Here is a 16,915-nt window from a genome sequence, read left to right as displayed (position 1 = left end):
ATCCTCCGGCGCCACGACCGCGTATCCGGCGGAGAGCGGCATTCCGTCTTCCCGGTGGCCGAATCGGTACCTAGGTTGCGGACGGCACCTCCGTCATCTCCCAGTCCCGCTACACCGATGAACGTCGCGCAGAACCTGGAGCGCTCCGCACGGCTCTTTCCCGACGCCGTCGCCATCGAGTTCGAGGGCCGCTCCATCACCTACGCGCAGTTGGAGACACAGGCGAGCCGCGCGGCGCACGGGCTGAGCGCGCTGGGCGTGGCGGCTGGGGATCGCATCGCCCTCTTCCTTCCCAACCTTCCTGAGTTCGCCGTCGCCTACCTGGCCGCGCAGAAGGTGGGCGCGGTGGCCGTCTCGGTGAACGCGCTGCTGAAGACCGACGAGCTGCGCTACGTGCTGGGCGACAGCGGCGCGGGCGTCGTCTTCACCACCGCCGCGCTGCTGCCGGAAGTGGCGCCGCTGCGCGGGGAGCTCGCCACGCTGCGCGAGCTGGTGGTCTGCGAAGGCGACGCGGCGGGGGAGCGCACGCTCGACGAGCTGTGCGCGGGGCGGCCCGATCGGTACCGCGCGCGGGAGATGGAGCGCGACGACCCGGCGGCCATCCTCTACACCTCGGGAACCACGGGAAAGCAGAAGGGCGCGGTGCTTTCGCACGGGAACGTGGTCTCCAACTACCACTCCACCTGCTACTGCGTCGGCTCGCGGCCGGGTGACCGGCATGGCCTGTTCGTGCCGCTGTTCCACTGCTTCGCGCAGGACTTCATCCTCAACTCCGCGCTCAACTCCGGCGGCACCGTGCTCCTGCACCGGCGCTTCGATCCCGAGACCACGCCGGCGCAGCTGCGCGCGCAGCGGATGACGCACCTGTACGCCGTTCCCACCATCTACATCTACCTGCTGAACGCCGGCGTGACCCCCGTGGAGCTGCCGGACGTCCGCTACTGCTTCTCCGCCGCGGCCACGATGCCGGTGGAAGTGGCGCGCCGGTGGCAGGAAACGTTCGGCATGCCGGTGTTCGAGGGATACGGGCTGACGGAGACGAGCCCGTTCGCCGCGTACAACCACGAGTACGCATACCGGCCCGGCTCCATCGGCACGCCCATCGAGAATGTGGAGATGAAGGTCGTCGGCCCCGACGACGCCGAGGTGCCCGACGGCGAGTGGGGGGAGATCTGCATCCGCGGGCCCAACGTGATGCTGGGCTATTTCAACCGTCCCGCCGAGTCGGCCGAGGCGCTGCGCGGCGGCTGGTTCCACACCGGCGACGTGGGCTACCGCGACGGCGATGGCTTCTACTGGCTGGTGGACCGGGTGAAGGACATGATCAACGCGGCGGGATTCAAGGTCTGGCCGCGCGAGGTCGAGGAGGTGCTGTACACGCATCCGGCCGTAAAGGAGTGCGCCGTCGTCGGCCTCCCCGACGAGGTGAAGGGCGAGGCCGTCGCCGCCTTCGTCGTCCTCCAGGGTGCCGGCGCGTGCACGGAAGGCGAGGTGGAGGCGTTCTGCCGCGAGCGCATGGCCGCGTACAAGGTGCCGCGCCGGATCGCCTTCGTGGACGCGATCCCCAAGAGCCCGACGGGGAAGATCCTGAAGCGGATTCTCCGCGAAGGATGATCGGAGGGCGCCTGCCGATTCCGCAACCTGCTGCAGCGCTCGTCCGACCTCCAAGCCATGGCCGGCCAACGGCTTAGCCACGGGGTTGACTCGGTGGATGGAAGGTGATAACTTATCTCCGCGCAACGAGTTAGCTCGTTGCTTTTTTGCGCCCGTAGCTCAGCTGGATAGAGCGTCTGACTACGGATCAGAAGGTCGGGAGTTCGAATCTCTCCGGGCGCACCTTCTCAAGTGAAGCCCCGACAGCGGATTAACGCTGCCGGGGCTTTCGCTTGTCCGTACCGGAGGGGATGGGTTGGTGGGGTCGCGTGCACATGCGTGTACCGCGTTCCCCCGACCGCGGCGGCAACCTGCGCCCGCGGAGCGATCGCCGCCATCGCCGTCTCAGGAGGCACTTTGGTTTCCCGGGCGAGGTATCACGGCGCGTGCGACGATGGTTCGTAGCAACACGTCGGTCGTCGTGCCCGCTCGTGTCCAGAGATCGGCGCCGCTCATCCACTCCTCCCCTGCCCGGCCTCGACCAGAGCGAAAGCCGGTCTGCCAGTCAGCCGGTCTGGCGGGCGCACCCGAGCGGAACCTATCCGCAACCTGAAACGGAAAACGCCTTTCGCAGGAGGACGCATGGCCAGGCCCGACCTCCGCCGCGCCACGCCCGCCCCCAGGGGGCCTAGGGAGGCGCTCGTCCGCCTCCGTCCCCTCCTCGCCGCCGCGCTCCTGGCCTGCGCCGGCACGCCGGCGGCGGCGCAGGCGTACGTGATCCGGACGGGACACGTCCTCGACGTCTCCAGCATGACGCTGCAGGACGGGGTGACGCTGCTGGTGGAGAACGGCGTGGTCACGCGGCGCTGGAGCGGCGCCCCGCCGGGTACCCTGCCGGTCGGAGCGACGGTGGTCGATCTCTCCCGCTACACCGTGCTGCCGGGGCTGATCGATGCGCACGTGCACCTCACCCTGGGCGGGCCGCCCGCGGAGAACGCGCGCAGGACGGTGGAAGCGGGGTTCACCACCGTGGCGGACCTCGGCTCGGCCGCACACCAGGCGCTGCGGCTCCGCGCCCGGATCGCGGCCGACAGCATCCCGGGCCCGGCGATCATCGCCGCCGGCTCGTGGATCGGCGGGCGGGGCGGCGTCTGCGAGTTCGGCGGCGCGACCGTGCGCGGGGAGGAGGAGGCACGCTCCCGTGCGCGCGCGGACCTCGCCGCCGGCGCGTCGCTGCTGAAGGTCTGCGTCACGGGGTGGACGGAGACGGCGCTCGCTTACCCCGATTCGGTGGAGCTCACCCCGGGCGAGCTCGGCGCGGTCGCGGCCGAGGCGGCGGCCGCCCGCGTCCCGGTCGCCGCGCACGCGATCGGGCAGGCGGGCGCGCTGCAGGCCACGCGGGCGGGAGCGCGCCTGCTCGCGCACACGCCGATCGTGGACTCCACGGCCGCCGGGGTGCTGGGCCGCGAGCGGATGTGCGTGGCGTCCACCCTCGCCACCGTCTCGGAGGGAGCGCCGCGGGACGCGGCCGCGCGGGCGCTCCTCCGGCTGCGCGCGGCGGGGGCGCGCATCGTCGTGGGGACGGACGCGGGCGTGCTGGCGCACGGCACCAACGCGGCGGAGCTGCTCGCGCTGCGCGCCATCGGCTTCGGCGAGGCGGAGGTGCTGCGCGCCGCGACGGTCGTGGCCGCCGATTGCCTGGGCCTGCCCGCGGGTTACGGCGCGCTTCGCGAGGGAGGCGAGGCCTCGCTGGTCGCCGTGGCCGAGAACCCGCTGCTCGACCTGACCGTGCTGCAGCGGCCCGCCTTCGTGATGGCGCGCGGCCGGGTGGTCGTCGACCGCACGAGCACCGGCGGTCGGCCCTGAGTACCCGGCCAACGGCGTGGCCTGCGCGGACACAGGTCACCAGACCTGACGACACGAACGCCCCGGCAGCTCCTGCGCTGCCGGGGTGTTCACGTGCTGCGCGCGCTCTCGCGGCTCGTCAGCAGGCGTAGCAGACGTTGGTGGCCACCAGGCAGACGCCGCTGCAGTCGCGGTCCGTGTCGCACCACGCGGTGTTGCCCAGCATGTCCGAGTAGTCGCCCGCGACGATCGCGTTCCCCTTCCGCTTCTCCTCCCGCCGCGGCGCGTCCAGCACCGCGGTGCCGCCGCTGTCGCTGGTCGAGAACGACTGCACCTCGAGCTTCTCCACGCTCATGTTCACCCGGGCCATGGGCTTCCTCCAGGATAAGTGGAAAAGGATGCCGCGCACGCGGTGACTTCCGGGATGCCTGGGTGACACCAACCGCAGTCATCCCTCGCCGCGCTTGATCACTTCTTTTGCGCTGCAATTTTCATCCCGCACCATGTAGCTTGGACAGTGAGATGACGGAGAATGGCAATTCTATTTCGCACTCGTACATGTGCGAGGCAGTGCCCGAAGCGTTTGGATAGTGTCTAAACAGGAGAAACAAGGTGATCGAATTGCGGCGGTGAGGAGTCCGTCGGCGCGAGAGGAAACGGATCGGGTGGGGCTTCCCCAACGAGGGGAATCTGGTTATAATTAGGGCCTTGCTGGTGCGCCTTCGGGCGCACCTTCGTGCTCCTGTGGCGGAATTGGTAGACGCGCTAGATTCAGGATCTAGTGGGCGCAAGCTCGTGGAGGTTCGAGTCCTCTCGGGAGCACTTGTTGGACGTGTCGCGGGGTGGAGCAGCCTGGTAGCTCGTCGGGCTCATAACCCGAAGGTCGCGGGTTCGAATCCCGCCCCCGCTACTGCAAGGTCGATTAGCTCAGCTGGTTAGAGCGCTCGCCTCACATGCGAGAGGTCCGGGGTTCGAGTCCCTGATCGACCATCCGGAAACAGAATCAGCGCCCCGGCAAGCCTTCAGGCTCGCCGGGGCGCTCTGTTTTCCGCTCGTTCTTCGCCACCGTAGGGAGACTGTCCACCACCGCGCATCTTCAAAAGGTGCACGGTGTTGCGATTGATCCGCCGGCCGGCGAGCCGTAGACTGGGGAAGCTCGCCTCGTGCGAGCCGACGCCGATTCAGAATCGTACAGCGCCTCCGCCACCATCCGGCCGCGGAGGCGCTTTCGTTTTCGCGGCAAGTGGACGCGGAGAGCGCCGGCTCTTCGTCCGATGCCGCTGCCCGCCACCATCGCCCCGCAGCTCCTGACCGTCGCCCCCGCCGCGCCCGAGGGCGAGCGGTGGATCCACGAGGTCAAGTACGACGGCTACCGCCTCCTCTGCCGCATCGAGCACGGCCGCGCGCGGCTGCTGACGCGCAACGGCAACGACTGGACGCCGAATCTGCGGCGCGTGGCCGACGCCGTGGAGGCGCTCGGGATCGAGCGCGCGTACCTGGACGGCGAGGTGGTGGCCGTCGGCGCGGACGGGCTCCCCGACTTCAACGCGCTGCACCGGGCGATGCGCGGCGGCCGTTTTGCGCCGGCGCTGGGGTACCAGGTGTTCGACGTGCTGCACGCCGGCGGCCGCACGCTGCTCGAGGTGGACCTGCTCCTGCGCAAGGAGATGCTGCGCGAGCTGATCGCCGGGCGCTGCGACGTGGTGCGCTACTGCGACCACATGGTGGGTAGCGGCCCCGCGCTGCATCGCCGCGCGTACGAGCTGGGGCTCGAAGGGATCGTCTCCAAGCGCATCCGCAGCCACTACCGACCCGGCGTGCGCTCGCGCGACTGGCTGAAGGTGAAGTGCTGGCACCCCTACCGCTTCACCGTCACCACCGTGCTCGCGGATGGCGTGAAGGTGGCGGACGGGGACGGGAACCCGGCGGGGATGGTTTCCATCTGGTCGCGCCGCGCGCTCGCGTCGCTGGCGCCCGGGATGGAGGTGGCGGTGAAGGCGCTGGCGTGGAGGCCGGGGACGAAGCTGCGGCACGCCGTAATGGCGCCGGAGGGCGATCCTGCCGCGCCGTGATGGCCGCATCGACGTGAACGGGGCGGCCTGCATCCACCGGCTGCCCCGTTTTGCGTCCGCTCCCGGCTTTCCGTGATTTGCGTTGCCCGGACAAGTCGTTCATCCACAAACGTTTGCTGGACATCCACCTCGCGCTCCTTAGCTTCATCACCCCCGGGTTGACCTCCGTTCATCCGGCGGCGATGCGGCGCGTCCTTGCCGCACCTCTCGTGGCCGCGTGCGAACGCGTCGAAGAGGTCCCATGCGCCACGAATCCCACGCCCCACTCCGCTGAGATCGGCCCCACCGCCGGCCGCTGGCGCCTATGCCGGTGGCCGCGTGCTCGTTTTCGAGAGGGAGGGAAGCATGTCCGACACCGTCTCCACCCCGTCCACCCATATCGACCTGACCGACGTTCGCATCCTGGCGGGTGCGGAGCTCGAGGTGGCGATCGCCGAGCTGCGCGCGGCCATTCGCGGCGAGATCGTCCTCCCCGGCGACACGGGCTACGACGAGGCGCGCGCGGTGTGGAACGCGATGATCGACCGGCGCCCCGCGGTGATCGTGCGCTGCCGCGGCGCGGCCGACGTGCGCCGCGCGGTGCGCTTCGCGCGCGGGAGCGGGCTGCCGCTGGCGGTGCGCGGCGGCGGGCACAACATCGCCGGCAACGCGGTGTGCGACGGCGGCGTGGTGATGGACCTCTCGCCCATGCGCTCCGTCTGGGTCGACCCCGCGAGCCGCATCGCCCGCGTGGAGGCCGGGTGCACGCTGGGCGACGTCGACCACGAGACGCAGGCGCACGGGCTGGCGCTGCCGATGGGGATCAACTCGACCACGGGGATCGCCGGGCTGACGCTGGGCGGGGGATTCGGATGGCTCAGCCGCAGCCGGGGGATGACGATCGACAGCCTGGTCTCCGCCGACGTGGTGACCGCGGACGGCGAGCTGGTGCGCGCCAGCGAGACGGAGAACCCGGACCTGTTCTGGGCCATCCGCGGCGGCGGTGGCAACTTCGGAGTGGTCACCTCGTTCGAGTTCCGGCTGCACCCGGTCGGTCCGGACGTGTTCGCCGGCCTCGTGGTCCACCCGCTGGACGACGCGCCCGCCGTGCTGCGCTTCTACCGCGAGTTCGTTCGCACCGCGCCCGAGGAGCTGGTGTGCTGGTTCGTGCTGCGCCTGGCGCCGCCGCTCCCCTTCCTCCCGCCCGAGTGGCACGGCAGGGAGATCCTGGCGCTGGCCATCTGCCACTCCGGCGACCTGAACGGCGCGGATGCCGCGACCGCGCCGCTGCGCGAGTTCGGCCATCCCGTGGGCGTGCACGTGGGGCCGATGCCGTTCACCGCGTGGCAGCAGATCCTCGACCCGCTGCTGACGCCGGGGATGCGGAACTACTGGAAGTCGCACGACTTCACCGGGCTGAGCGACGGGCTGATCGACGTGCTGGTGGACGCCGCGCGGCACATTCCCGACCCGCAGACGGAGATCGCGTTCGCGCTGCTGGGCGGAGCGATGGCGCGCGTTCCCGACGGCGCGACGGCGTATGGCCACCGCAACGCCGAGTTCGCCATCAACGTGCACGGCCGCTGGGCCGATCCCGCGAAGGACGAGGCGTGCATCGGCTGGGCACGTGGCCTGTTCGACGCGGCGGCGCCGTTCGCCACCGGCGCCGTGTACGTGAACTTCCTCACGCAGGACGAGACCGACCGCGTTCCCGCCGCGTACGGCGCCAACTACGCCCGCTTGGTGGAGGTGAAGCGGCGGTACGACCCGGAGAACCTCTTCCGGGTGAACCAGAACATCGCACCGGGCTCGTCGTCCTGAGTCCTGAACGACCCGCGGCGGGCGGAGATCCATCTCCGCCCGCCGCGCGTATCCACCCTGCCGTCCCCTCCGGCCGGCGAGCACGGGGCGATTCCGCGCCGGGCCCGTCATCCGTCTCCTCCAGCCCACGGAGGCCCCATGAAGCTCCCACGCCTCGCGCCGCTGCTGGCCGCCGCGCTGGCCGTGTTGTCCGCGCACGTACTGGCGGCGCAGCCCCAGCCGCAGATCCGCCGCGCCACGATGATGTTCCCGTCCGCGCAGCACCCGCAGGCGGCCATGGAGCACTTCGCGGCCGGGCAGCACGACATGGACTTCGGGAACCCCGTCTCCGCGCGCGAGCACTTCGCGATGGCGGTGCAGGCGGACCCGGCGTTCGCGTTCGCCTATCTCCAGCTGGCCGAGAACGCCAACTCGCTGGACGAGTTCCGCGCCAACCTGGAGCGCGCGGAGGCGAACGCGGCGCAAGCTACGCCGGCCGAGCGGCTGCTGATCCAGATGGCGCGGAAGGACCTCGACAACGACGTGCAGGGTGAGCTCACCCTGGCGCAGCAGCTCGTGGCCGCGCAGCCGAACACCCCGCGCGCGCTGATGGAGCTGGCCCGCGTACAGGCGCTCCTGGGGCGCGAAGAGGACGCCCGCGCCACGCTGCGGCAGGCCACCCAGGCGGCGGCGCAGTTCGCGCCGGCGCTGATGACGCTGGCCAACCAGTACCTCGCCGAGCCGCGCGACCTGCCGAAGGCGGAGGAGGCGATCCGCGTCGCCGTGGCCGCCGCGCCCGACGAGAGCTACGTGTACGACGTGCAGGGCGACGTTTTCCGCATGCAGGGGCAGCTGGAGGCCGCGCGGGCGGCGTACACGCGCTCGGCCCAGCTGGCGCCGCGCGAGGGATCGCCGCTGCAGCAGCGCGGGCACGTGAACTCGTTCCTGGGCCGGTACGACCAGGCGCGCGCCGACTACGAGACGGCGGCCGCTTTGGGGCGGGGGAACGAGAAGGCGACGTATCCCGTCTGGCGCGCGCTGGTGTCGGTGCACCAGGGGAACCCGCGGGCCGCGGTGGAGGAGCTGGACCGGCTGGTGGCGTCGATCGACGGGATGAACGTGCCCGACCCGCTCGGCTCGAAGATCTTCGCGCTGGAGACGGAGGCCGTCGTCGCGCTGCACGCGAACCTGCTGGATGCCGCCGGCCGCGCCGTCACCCAACGCAACCAGCTGGCCGCGAGCGAGGCGGAGGGGAGCGGCTCGGCCAACTTCCGGCGCCGCGCGGAGGCCAACGCGGCGTACTGGGAGGGGATGCTGGCCGCGCGCCGCGGCGACTACGCGGCGGCGGGTGAGGCGTATCGCCGCTACATGACGGCGGTGGAGCCGCTCTCCGACCCGCGCAAGGCCGAGGCGGCGCACGAGCTGATGGGGATGATCGAGCTGCTGCAGCAGCACTACGCGCAGGCGGCCGCGCACTTCGAGCACGCCGATCCGAACGATCCGTATGCCACCTATCACCGCGCGCTGGCGCTGGATGGCGCCGGGCGCGCGGACGAGGCGCGGCGGCTGTTCCAGCGCGTGGCCGAGTACCACTTCAACAATGCCGGGATCGCGCTGGTGCAGAAGGACGCCGTCCGCCGCGCCGAAACGCCGTGAGGCGAGGCGAAGGTCCGCCGTCGGCCAGACGCGGTTCGAGGGTGGAGGATGCGGCTGAAGCCGCGGCTACGACCACACGCAGTCCGCCTTCGCGGACTTCACGAAGCGCAGCCCCGCACGTCCGTCGGACGTGCGGGGCTGGTTTTCTACGTCACACCGCTCTTCCTGAGGGGGAATGGTTCGGTAGTGGAAGCGGTAGATAAGCGATCTCAGCGTGCCGCCGCACCTGTTGCTGATTCCAAAATCATTTCGAGAGCGCTCTTAATAAGCTTGTTTTTAGAAACGAGCGTATGTACCCTGTGCTGTATCATCCGTTCGGCACTGCCGAGCGCCAAACGCTCTGCAACGGCTTCACCTCATGTTCTGGGAGGGTTTAATGTCGAAAGCGAGCATATCGTGGCGTATTCTCGGTTTGATGTTGCTCTCGCATGTTGTCGCGTGTGGCGCCGATCCTTCCAATCCGCGTGGAGGCCGAATGCGCGAGCACCTTACCCCCGAGGCCTTGAAGGCGATGGCGGGGGTCTCGGAGTTCCCCAAACCGGCGGATCGCTCTGCACTACCGGCAGCGGTGCAGCGGCACTATCCGGCTGCGCTGAGGGAGCGGGGCGTGACGGGATTCGTTCTTGTGGACGCGATGATCGATGAGACGGGGAAAGTAACGGACGTCGACGTGCTTCCGAGTCCGGACGGGCCGCCACACCAGGCCGTGCTGATCTCGCGGGATCGGGCAACGGGCGCGGAGACGCGGCGTACGTTAGGCAACAGCACCTCGGATCCGGCATTTGGCGAGGCCGCGAAGGCTGCACTCCGCGAAGTCCGGTTCACTCCCGCAATGCGGGATGGTCAGCCCGTTCCATTCAGGCTGCGCATGAGCATCCAATTCGCTCCGTGAGCCACTTTCTGTGATGAAAGGCTGGTGTGAAATGCGTGGTGTATTCATGCGAAATCTGCTCGTCCGACGCATTTTCGTGCCTGTCGTCGTCCTGTTCGGGCTGATGGCAATGACGGCCCAAGCAGCGCAGGCATGCTTCTTCGGCTGCATCTATCATTTCGGCTACTTCACCGTCGCGGATGGGGAGATCTATTACTACCAGGGCTGCTGGCAATACTCGGAGGGCGGACAGACTTACGTCATCTGCTATTACTCGGAAGTGTTCAACTAACCAGTGACTGGTGATACACCGACTCAAGGGCGGTCGTCTGCGGAGGCTCACCGCCCCGCCAGCATCGCCTCCAGCTTGTCGAGGCGGCCGCGGCTGAGCTTGAGCCTGGTGCCGTCGTGCAGGATGACGACGTGCTCGCCGCGGAAGAGGAACTGCACCTCGCGCACGCGGTCGAGGTTCACGATGGCCGAGCGGTGCACCCGGAAGAAGCGGAGCGGGTCCAGCCGCGTCTCGAGCGAGCCCATGGTCTCGCGCAGGAGGTGCGATTTGCCGCTCACATGCAGCTTCGCGTAGTAGTCGTCGGCCTCGATCCAGTCCACCTCGTCGACGCGGACGAAGACCGTGCGCCCGCTTCCCTTCACCGTCAGCCGCGTCGCGTAGCCGGCCGGTTCGGGGCGCGGGGATTCGGCCACCGGCGACGGCGTTCCGCCGCGCTCCAGCATCGCCAGCACCCGGCGCCCCAGCTCGCCCGCCTCGGCGTTGCGGACGGCGTGCTTGGCGCGGCCCATCGCCAGCGCGAAGCGCTCGTCGTCGAACGGCTTCAGCAGGTAGTCCACCGCCGCCACGTCGAACGCGCGCAGCGCGAAGCGGTCGAAGGCGGTGACGAAGACGACCACGGGCAGCCGCTCGGGCCCCAGCTCGCGCAGCACCTCGAAGCCGTCCATCTCCGGCATCTGCACGTCCAGCAGCACCAGGTCGGGGCGGAGGCGGGAGATGGCGTCCACCGCCTCGCGCCCGTCCGCGCACTCGGCCACCACGGCGACGTCCGGATCGCGCGCCAGCAGCCCGGCCATCCCCGAGCGCGCCAGCGGCTCGTCGTCGACCACCACCACGCGCAACGGCGCCTGCGTCACGCCGCCTCCTCGTCGGCGAAGGCGTCGCGGCGGTGGAAGGGGAGGCGGATGGTCACCCGCGCGCCGCCGCCCGCGGGCGACTCGAGGTCGAGCGCCTGCTCGTCGCCGTACATCCGCGCCAGGCGCGCGCGCGTGTTGGCCAGCCCCACGCCGTCGCGCCCGTTCGCGGCGATCCCCGGGCCGTCGTCGCGCACGGACAGCCGCAGCGTGCCGCCCTCGCGCCGCGCCTCGATCTCCAGCAGCCCCGCTGCGCGGCTGCGGGCGATGCCGTGCCGGATGGCGTTCTCCACGATCGGCTGCAGGATCAGCGTGGGCACGCGCGCGTCGAGCGTCTCCGGCTCCGCGTCGATTCGCACCTCCAAGCGGTCGGCGCGGATCTGCTCGATCGCGAGATAACGCTCCAGGAACGCCAGCTCGTCGCGCAACGGCACCTCGTGCGGTCGGTCCTCCTCCAGCACGTCGCGCAGCAGGTCGCCCAGCCCGGCCAGCATCCGCACCGCCTCGGCGTTGCGCCCGCCGCGGACCAGCATGGAGATGCTGTTCATGGCGTTGAACAGGAAGTGCGGGTTCAGCTGCATCCGCAGCGCCTGCAGCTGGGCCCGCGCCAGCTGCCCCTGCAGCTGCGAAGCGGCCAGCTCGCGCTCGCGGTAACGCGCGTAGTAGGCGGCGCAATACACGCCGCCCAGCAGGATCGCGTACAGCCCCAGCCGCGAAGTGACCGCGCCGATGACGAATTGCTCGAAGGTTCGCGGATACGGGCTCCCCATCAGGAACAGCCGTTGCGGCAGCAGGCGCTGCACCCCCAGCTCCAGCGCGCCGTGCGCCAGCACCGCGGCGATGGCCACGGACAGCATCAGCGCGGTGCCGGGAAGCCAGCGCATGCGGTCCAGCGGCCAGCGGCGCGCGAACCACTGCATCCCGGGAACGAACAGCGCCCAGAGGAACCAGAACGGCATGCGCATGGCCATCCCGTGCGCCAGCGGCGCGTGCACGTGCGGGGGGTACTGCGCCATCCCGTAGACGTGCTGCCACGCGGCCACCATCCCGAACAGCGTGGCCAGCAGGACCAGCAGCAGCGGCGGGATCCGCACTCCGGGCGTGGCGTCGGCTCGCATCAATGATCCAAGAAATGGAGATGGGATTGCGATTTGGGGGATACGGCCGCGAGACCCTCCCCCCGCGGCTGGGGCCGCGTACCCCCTCCCGATAACGGGAGGGGGTAACTTCGATCGCGCCGCCGCAGCCCACGGCACACTCAGAAAGTCCGGTGCGACGCGATCGTGGCGGCAGGTCCCGCTCTCCGCGCCATCTCCGTCGCCGCGCTTTGTTCTCCCCTCCCCTGCGCAGCGGGGGAGGGGCCGGGGGAGGGGGCCAGCCAGCGGCCGCACAGAACTCCGCCACCCGCGCAGATGTCCTCACCCCTACCTCTCCCGGTACAGGCCCCGGTACGGGAGAGGTGGCGAGCCCCAGCGAGCCGGAGAGGGCGAGCCGGAGAGGGCGAACCGGGTCCGCGCCAAACCTAAATCTCCCCGCACCTCCGCGGAATGCGCGTGCAGCGAAGGCCGCGTTCCGTGCAGCGAGCGCCCTCTCCGCGTCCGCGAACGCCGGATGCGACGCGGCGAGCGCGTGATTCCTCGCGTCTTCCAATCTCCATCTCCCCCGTCTCCCGTCGGACGAAACGGCCGCCGCGCGCGGGGCGGCGTTCCCTGCACGGACACCGTCGTTCGCTGCAATCGCGTGGCGGCGACGAGGCTCCGGGACGAATGTGCGGCTCACGGTCCTGACGGATCGCGATGCATCCACCCCATCCGGAGCCGATCCCGATGATTCGAACGTACTTCCCCGTGCGGCGCGCCATCGCCCGTGCGCTCGTCTCCACCACCATCGCCGTTGCGGAGCTGGCTACGGGCGCGTCCGCGCAGTCTCCGCGCGACCGGCTGCTGGTGACGCCGCAGTGGCTCGCGGCGCACCTGAACGACCCCGACCTCGTGCTCCTGCACGTGGGCGACCCGGCCGAGTACGCGCGGACGCACATCCCTGGCGCGCGGCTGATCCGGCTGCAGGACGTTTCCACGCCGCACCGCGAGGGCGCGCTGATGCTGGAGATGCCGCCCGCCGCCGAGCTGCACGACCGGCTGGAGGCGCTCGGCATCTCCGACGACTCGCGCATTGTCGTCTACTATGGCAACGACTGGGTCAGCCCCAGCACGCGCGTCGTCTTCACCCTCGCGTACGCGGGGCTCGGCGACCGCGTCTCGCTGCTGGACGGGGGGATGCCGGCGTGGACGGAGGCGCGTCGCCCCGTCACCGCCGCGGTTCCGCCCGCGCGCCGCGGGCGACTGTCGCCGCTGCGCACGCAGGAGCTGATCGTCGACGCGCAGTGGGTGCGGCAGCACGCGCGCGACCCGCACGTGGCGCTGGTCGACGGACGCGCGGCGGCGTTCTACGACGGCGTGCAGGCCACCGACAAGCGCTACGGCCACATCCCCGGCGCGCGCAGCATCCCCTTCACCGAGATCACCGACGCGCGGCTGCGGGTGAAGAGCCCGGCGCAGCTCGCGGCACTCTTCCGCAACGCCGGCGTCAGGCCGGGCGACACCGTGGTCGGCTACTGCCACATCGGCCAGCAGGCCACCGCCATGCTCTTCGCCGCACGGACGCTGGGCTACGACGTCAGGCTGTACGACGGCTCGTTCCAGGACTGGGACGCGCGCACCGACCTTCCCGTCGAGAACCCGTCCGCGCCCTCCGGGGGGAGCCGGTGAGCGCGATCGACGCCGCCGCTCCGCTCTCCCTAGCCCCCGCGCGCGCGGGGGCGGAGGCCGTCGCGCGGCCGTACGCCAGCCCGTACCTGGCCGGCGTCGGGATCGGGCTGGTGCTGCTGGCCGCGTTCGTGGTGATGGGCCGCGGACTGGGCGCGTCGGGCGCCTTCTCCTCCGTCGCCGCGGCGGGCGTGGCCGCCGTGGCGCCCGCCCACGCCGCGGCGAATCCCGCGCTCGCCGGCTACCTGGGCGACGGCGCGCGCGGTCCGCTGGGCGACTGGCTGGTGGTGGAGGTGATGGGGATCGCGCTGGGCGGCTTCGCGTCCGCGCGGCTGGGCGGGCGCTTCGGGCGGACGGTCGAGCGTGGAGATGGGATCACCGACCGCGCGCGGATCTTCTACGCGTTCGGCGGCGGCGCGGTGATGGGCATCGGCGCGCGGCTGGCGCGGGGATGCACGAGCGGGCAGGCGCTCACCGGCGGCGCGCTGCTGAGCGTGGGGAGCTGGCTGTTCATCGCCACCGCCTTCGCGGCGGCCTACGCGGCGGCGCCGCTCTTCCGGAGGGAATGGAGATGACCTTCCCCCTCCTTCCCGGCGACGCGGCGTCCCTCGCCGTCGCGCTGGCGATCGGCGCCGCGTTCGGATGGTGTCTCGAGCGCGCGGGGCTGGGGAGTGCGCGCAAGCTGGCGGCGCAGTTCTACGGACGCGATCTCACGGTGCTGAAGGTGATGTTCAGCGCCATCGTCACCGCCGCGCTCGGCGTGTTCTGGCTCTCCCGTCTCGGCGTGCTCGACCTCGCGCGGGTCTACGTCCCCGAGACGCACGTGCTGCCGCAGGCTGTCGGTGGCGCGGTGTTCGGGGTGGGGATGGTGATGGGCGGCCTCTGCCCCGGCACCTCGTGCGTCGCCGCCGCCGCCGGCCGGCGCGACGGGCTGGCGGTCGTCGCGGGGATGCTGGCGGGTGTGCTCGTCTTCGCCGAAGCCTTCCCCCTCGTCCAGCCGTTGTACGAGAGCACCCCGGCCGGCGTGCTCACCTTCCCCGATCTCCTCCATCTCGGCTACGGCGCCACGGTCGCGCTGGTGGTGGCGATGGCGCTGGGCGCGTTCGCCGCCGCCGAGCGCATCGAGGCCCGCGCGCGGGGGTGGGGATGAGCGCGCGCGTCGCCCACCGCCTGCTGGCCGGCGCCGCCGCGGTCCTCGCCCTCCTCGCCGTCGCCGCCGGCGAGCCGCGGAATCGATCAGTTGATGTCGATCGACTCGCGCGGATCGTGGAGAACGAGGAGGATCACGTCACCGCGCTGGAGCTGGCGGGATGGATCCGCGAGCGGAAGCCGGGGCTGCGGGTGATCGACGTGCGTGGCGCGGACGACTTCGCCGCGTACCACCTCCCGCGCGCGGAGAACCTGTCGCTCACCGCGCTGACGCGCGCCGGCTTCCGCCCGGACGAGACGGTGGTGCTCTACTCCGAGGGCGGCACGCACGCGGCGCAGGGGTGGTTCTTCCTGCGCGCGAGCGGGGTGGAGCGCGTCTACTTCCTCCGCGGCGGGCTGTACGAGTGGCTGGCGGAGGTGATGAATCCCGCCCTGCCGGCCAACCCCACGGCGCGCCAGCAGGCCGCGTTCGACTCCGCCGCCGCGCTCGCCCGCTACTTCGGCGGCGTGCCGCGCACCGGTGTCTCCGCGCCGCCGGCGGACGATCCCTATGCCGCGCTTCCGTCCCGCGCGCCGTCGGGTGAAGCCGCGGCCGTGCGCCGCATCCGCCAGCGAGGCTGCTGATGCCGAGCGAGATCGAGCCCTTCTTCCGCGCCCTCCGCGAGCGCGAGTTCGGCCGGCTGGATGCTGCCGGGCAGGCGTACCTGGACTACACCGGCAGCGGCCTCCACGCCGAGGGCCACGTCCGCCACCACGCGGCGCTGCTGGAGGCGGGCGTGTTCGGCAACCCGCACTCCGAGAGCCCTGCGTCGCGCGCCAGCACCGCGGCGATGGACATGGTGCGGACGCAGGTCCTGCGCTGGTTCGACGCGGACCCGGCCGAGTACGAGGTCGTCTTCACCCCCAACGCCACCGGTGCGCTGCGGCTGGTGGGCGAGGCGTTCCCGTTCGCGCCCGGCTCGCGCCTTCTCCTCTCCGCCGACAACCACAACTCGGTCAACGGCATCCGCGAGCTCGCCGCCCGCCGCGGCGCCGAGGTGCGCTACGTCCCGCTCGACGACGAGCTCCGCATGCGCGATCCCATCTCTCTTCTTGCGGATGGAGATGCATCGCGTCCGCGCCTGTTCGCCTTCCCCGCGCAGTCCAACTTCTCGGGAGTACGGCACCCGCTGTCGCTCGTCTCGACGGCGCGGGAGCTGGGATGGCGGGTGCTGGTGGACGCGGCGTCGTACGTTTCCACCGCCGCGCTCAGCCTGCGCGACGTGCCGGCGGACTTCGTGGCGATCTCCTTCTACAAGATGTTCGGCTACCCGACCGGCCTTGGCGCGCTGATCGCCCGGCGGGACGCGCTGGCGCGGCTGGAGCGCCCGTGGTTCGCGGGCGGCACGGTGGACTTCGTCGCCACGCACGCGCCGCGTCACCTGCTCAAGCCCGGCGCCGAGGCGTTCGAGGACGGCACGCCCAACTTCCTCTCCATCTCCGCCGTCCCCTGCGGCCTTGAGCTGCTGGAGCGCGTGGGGATGCCGCGCCTGGGCTACCACGTCGCCTCGCTGACGCGCACGCTGCTGGGCGAGCTGGCCGAGCTGCGTCATGGAGATGGAACGCCGCTCGCGCGCATCCACGGCCCCGTGGACGGGCGCGAGCGCGGCGGCACTGTCGCGCTGAACGTGCTGGATGCGAAGGGGCGGGTGATCGACTACCGGATCGTGGAGGCGCGGGCGCGCGAGGCGGGGATCTCGCTGCGGGGCGGCTGCTTCTGCAACCCCGGCGCGGCCGAGCACGCGTTCGGGTTCGCCGCGGAGGATGCGGAGCGCGCCTGGGACGACGCGCGGGCGAACGGCTTCAGCCTGGACCGGATGAAGATCGTGATGCGCGGCGCCCCCGTCGGCGCCATCCGCGTCTCCTTCGGCATCGCCAGCCTGGAGCGCGACGCGATGCGCCTCCTCGCCCTCCTCTCCACCTTCCGCGAGCAGGCGAAGACGACGACTCCGTCCCGCGCCGGCCGACCGTCGCGACCGGAGGCGGTGTCGCGGTGAAAAGCC

At 71.1% G+C, this 16,915-nt stretch carries 15 protein-coding genes and 4 tRNA genes; 16 read left to right on the top strand and 3 right to left on the bottom strand.

Annotated features, from left to right (window positions below; all coding sequences use genetic code 11):
* Positions 1-117 precede the first annotated feature (117 nt).
* From VF092_17730 to VF092_17720, 3 genes are all read left to right on the top strand, one after another.
* A complete protein-coding gene (locus tag VF092_17730; GenBank protein ID HEX6749141.1) occupies positions 118-1,614 on the top strand; it encodes a long-chain fatty acid--CoA ligase in 1,497 nt (498 codons plus the stop codon).
* Positions 1,615-1,762: 148 nt separating this feature from the next.
* Positions 1,763-1,836: transfer RNA gene (locus VF092_17725), tRNA-Arg, on the top strand.
* Between the two features lie 399 nt (positions 1,837-2,235).
* Positions 2,236-3,459 carry an amidohydrolase family protein gene (locus VF092_17720; protein ID HEX6749140.1) on the top strand — a complete coding sequence of 408 codons (1,224 nt, stop codon included), beginning with the start codon at positions 2,236-2,238 and terminating at the stop codon, positions 3,457-3,459.
* A 118-nt stretch (positions 3,460-3,577) separates the two neighbouring features.
* Here the strand turns inward: VF092_17720 and VF092_17715 are convergent, their stop codons facing one another.
* Complete coding sequence (locus VF092_17715; protein ID HEX6749139.1) at positions 3,578-3,808, bottom strand: hypothetical protein; 231 nt, start codon at positions 3,806-3,808, stop codon at positions 3,578-3,580.
* A gap of 368 nt (positions 3,809-4,176) precedes the next feature.
* On the opposite strand from VF092_17715, the gene VF092_17710 reads away from it, so the two are divergent.
* The 8 genes from VF092_17710 to VF092_17675 all read left to right on the top strand — a co-directional run bounded on the left by VF092_17710 (position 4,177) and on the right by VF092_17675 (position 10,108).
* A tRNA-Leu gene (locus VF092_17710) sits at positions 4,177-4,260 on the top strand.
* A 14-nt stretch (positions 4,261-4,274) separates the two neighbouring features.
* A tRNA-Met gene (locus VF092_17705) sits at positions 4,275-4,348 on the top strand.
* A 6-nt stretch (positions 4,349-4,354) separates the two neighbouring features.
* Positions 4,355-4,428, top strand: a tRNA-Val gene (locus tag VF092_17700).
* A gap of 284 nt (positions 4,429-4,712) precedes the next feature.
* On the top strand, positions 4,713-5,510 hold the full coding sequence (locus VF092_17695; GenBank protein ID HEX6749138.1) for a hypothetical protein: 798 nt from the start codon (positions 4,713-4,715) through the stop codon (positions 5,508-5,510).
* Positions 5,511-5,855: 345 nt separating this feature from the next.
* Positions 5,856-7,310 (top strand): FAD-binding oxidoreductase, encoded by a 1,455-nt coding sequence (locus VF092_17690; protein ID HEX6749137.1) that lies wholly within the window; start codon positions 5,856-5,858, stop codon positions 7,308-7,310.
* A gap of 138 nt (positions 7,311-7,448) precedes the next feature.
* Complete coding sequence (locus VF092_17685) at positions 7,449-8,945, top strand: tetratricopeptide repeat protein (GenBank protein HEX6749136.1); 1,497 nt, start codon at positions 7,449-7,451, stop codon at positions 8,943-8,945.
* Positions 8,946-9,420: 475 nt separating this feature from the next.
* Positions 9,421-9,837: an energy transducer TonB gene (locus VF092_17680; GenBank protein ID HEX6749135.1), complete on the top strand. Its 417-nt coding sequence runs from the start codon at positions 9,421-9,423 to the stop codon at positions 9,835-9,837.
* Between the two features lie 76 nt (positions 9,838-9,913).
* Complete coding sequence (locus VF092_17675) at positions 9,914-10,108, top strand: hypothetical protein (GenBank protein HEX6749134.1); 195 nt, start codon at positions 9,914-9,916, stop codon at positions 10,106-10,108.
* A 47-nt stretch (positions 10,109-10,155) separates the two neighbouring features.
* Here VF092_17675 and VF092_17670 read toward each other — a convergent pair whose 3' ends face one another.
* Both VF092_17670 and VF092_17665 read right to left on the bottom strand, forming a co-directional pair.
* On the bottom strand, positions 10,156-10,962 hold the full coding sequence (locus tag VF092_17670; protein HEX6749133.1) for a LytTR family DNA-binding domain-containing protein: 807 nt from the start codon (positions 10,960-10,962) through the stop codon (positions 10,156-10,158).
* Positions 10,959-12,077 carry a histidine kinase gene (locus tag VF092_17665; GenBank protein ID HEX6749132.1) on the bottom strand — a complete coding sequence of 373 codons (1,119 nt, stop codon included), beginning with the start codon at positions 12,075-12,077 and terminating at the stop codon, positions 10,959-10,961. Before VF092_17665 ends, VF092_17670 begins: the two co-directional genes overlap by 4 nt.
* A gap of 708 nt (positions 12,078-12,785) precedes the next feature.
* Between VF092_17665 and VF092_17660 the strand changes: the two genes are divergently transcribed.
* From VF092_17660 to VF092_17640, 5 genes are read left to right on the top strand one after another with little or no spacing between them, the layout of a single operon-like run.
* Positions 12,786-13,727 carry a sulfurtransferase gene (locus VF092_17660; GenBank protein ID HEX6749131.1) on the top strand — a complete coding sequence of 314 codons (942 nt, stop codon included), beginning with the start codon at positions 12,786-12,788 and terminating at the stop codon, positions 13,725-13,727.
* Complete coding sequence (locus tag VF092_17655) at positions 13,724-14,299, top strand: YeeE/YedE thiosulfate transporter family protein (protein HEX6749130.1); 576 nt, start codon at positions 13,724-13,726, stop codon at positions 14,297-14,299. Before VF092_17660 ends, VF092_17655 begins: the two co-directional genes overlap by 4 nt.
* Positions 14,296-14,874, top strand: a complete 579-nt coding sequence (locus VF092_17650; protein ID HEX6749129.1) for a YeeE/YedE thiosulfate transporter family protein — start codon at positions 14,296-14,298, stop codon at positions 14,872-14,874. The genes VF092_17655 and VF092_17650 overlap by 4 nt, the downstream gene beginning before the upstream one ends.
* Positions 14,871-15,497, top strand: a complete 627-nt coding sequence (locus tag VF092_17645; protein ID HEX6749128.1) for a rhodanese-like domain-containing protein — start codon at positions 14,871-14,873, stop codon at positions 15,495-15,497. Before VF092_17650 ends, VF092_17645 begins: the two co-directional genes overlap by 4 nt.
* Positions 15,497-16,909 carry an aminotransferase class V-fold PLP-dependent enzyme gene (locus VF092_17640; GenBank protein ID HEX6749127.1) on the top strand — a complete coding sequence of 471 codons (1,413 nt, stop codon included), beginning with the start codon at positions 15,497-15,499 and terminating at the stop codon, positions 16,907-16,909. Before VF092_17645 ends, VF092_17640 begins: the two co-directional genes overlap by 1 nt.
* Positions 16,910-16,915: the final 6 nt, after the last annotated feature.

The sequence above is a fragment of the Longimicrobium sp. genome (assembly GCA_036377595.1).
Classification (GTDB): Bacteria; Gemmatimonadota; Gemmatimonadetes; order Longimicrobiales; family Longimicrobiaceae; genus Longimicrobium.
This window is presented reverse-complemented; position numbering and strand designations above follow the sequence as displayed.

What these genes read in the sequence shown, in the direction of transcription:
- VF092_17730 (HEX6749141.1), top strand. Translation starts at nt 118, where the DNA reads ATGAACGTCGCGCAGAACCTGGAGCGCTCCGCACGGCTCTTTCCCGAC.
- VF092_17720 (HEX6749140.1), top strand. Translation starts at nt 2,236, where the DNA reads ATGGCCAGGCCCGACCTCCGCCGCGCCACGCCCGCCCCCAGGGGGCCT.
- VF092_17715 (HEX6749139.1), bottom strand. Translation starts at nt 3,808, where the DNA reads ATGGCCCGGGTGAACATGAGCGTGGAGAAGCTCGAGGTGCAGTCGTTC.
- VF092_17695 (HEX6749138.1), top strand. Translation starts at nt 4,713, where the DNA reads ATGCCGCTGCCCGCCACCATCGCCCCGCAGCTCCTGACCGTCGCCCCC.
- VF092_17690 (HEX6749137.1), top strand. Translation starts at nt 5,856, where the DNA reads ATGTCCGACACCGTCTCCACCCCGTCCACCCATATCGACCTGACCGAC.
- VF092_17685 (HEX6749136.1), top strand. Translation starts at nt 7,449, where the DNA reads ATGAAGCTCCCACGCCTCGCGCCGCTGCTGGCCGCCGCGCTGGCCGTG.
- VF092_17680 (HEX6749135.1), top strand. Translation starts at nt 9,421, where the DNA reads ATGCGCGAGCACCTTACCCCCGAGGCCTTGAAGGCGATGGCGGGGGTC.
- VF092_17665 (HEX6749132.1), bottom strand. Translation starts at nt 12,077, where the DNA reads ATGCGAGCCGACGCCACGCCCGGAGTGCGGATCCCGCCGCTGCTGCTG.
- VF092_17660 (HEX6749131.1), top strand. Translation starts at nt 12,786, where the DNA reads ATGATTCGAACGTACTTCCCCGTGCGGCGCGCCATCGCCCGTGCGCTC.
- VF092_17650 (HEX6749129.1), top strand. Translation starts at nt 14,296, where the DNA reads ATGACCTTCCCCCTCCTTCCCGGCGACGCGGCGTCCCTCGCCGTCGCG.
- VF092_17645 (HEX6749128.1), top strand. Translation starts at nt 14,871, where the DNA reads ATGAGCGCGCGCGTCGCCCACCGCCTGCTGGCCGGCGCCGCCGCGGTC.
- VF092_17640 (HEX6749127.1), top strand. Translation starts at nt 15,497, where the DNA reads ATGCCGAGCGAGATCGAGCCCTTCTTCCGCGCCCTCCGCGAGCGCGAG.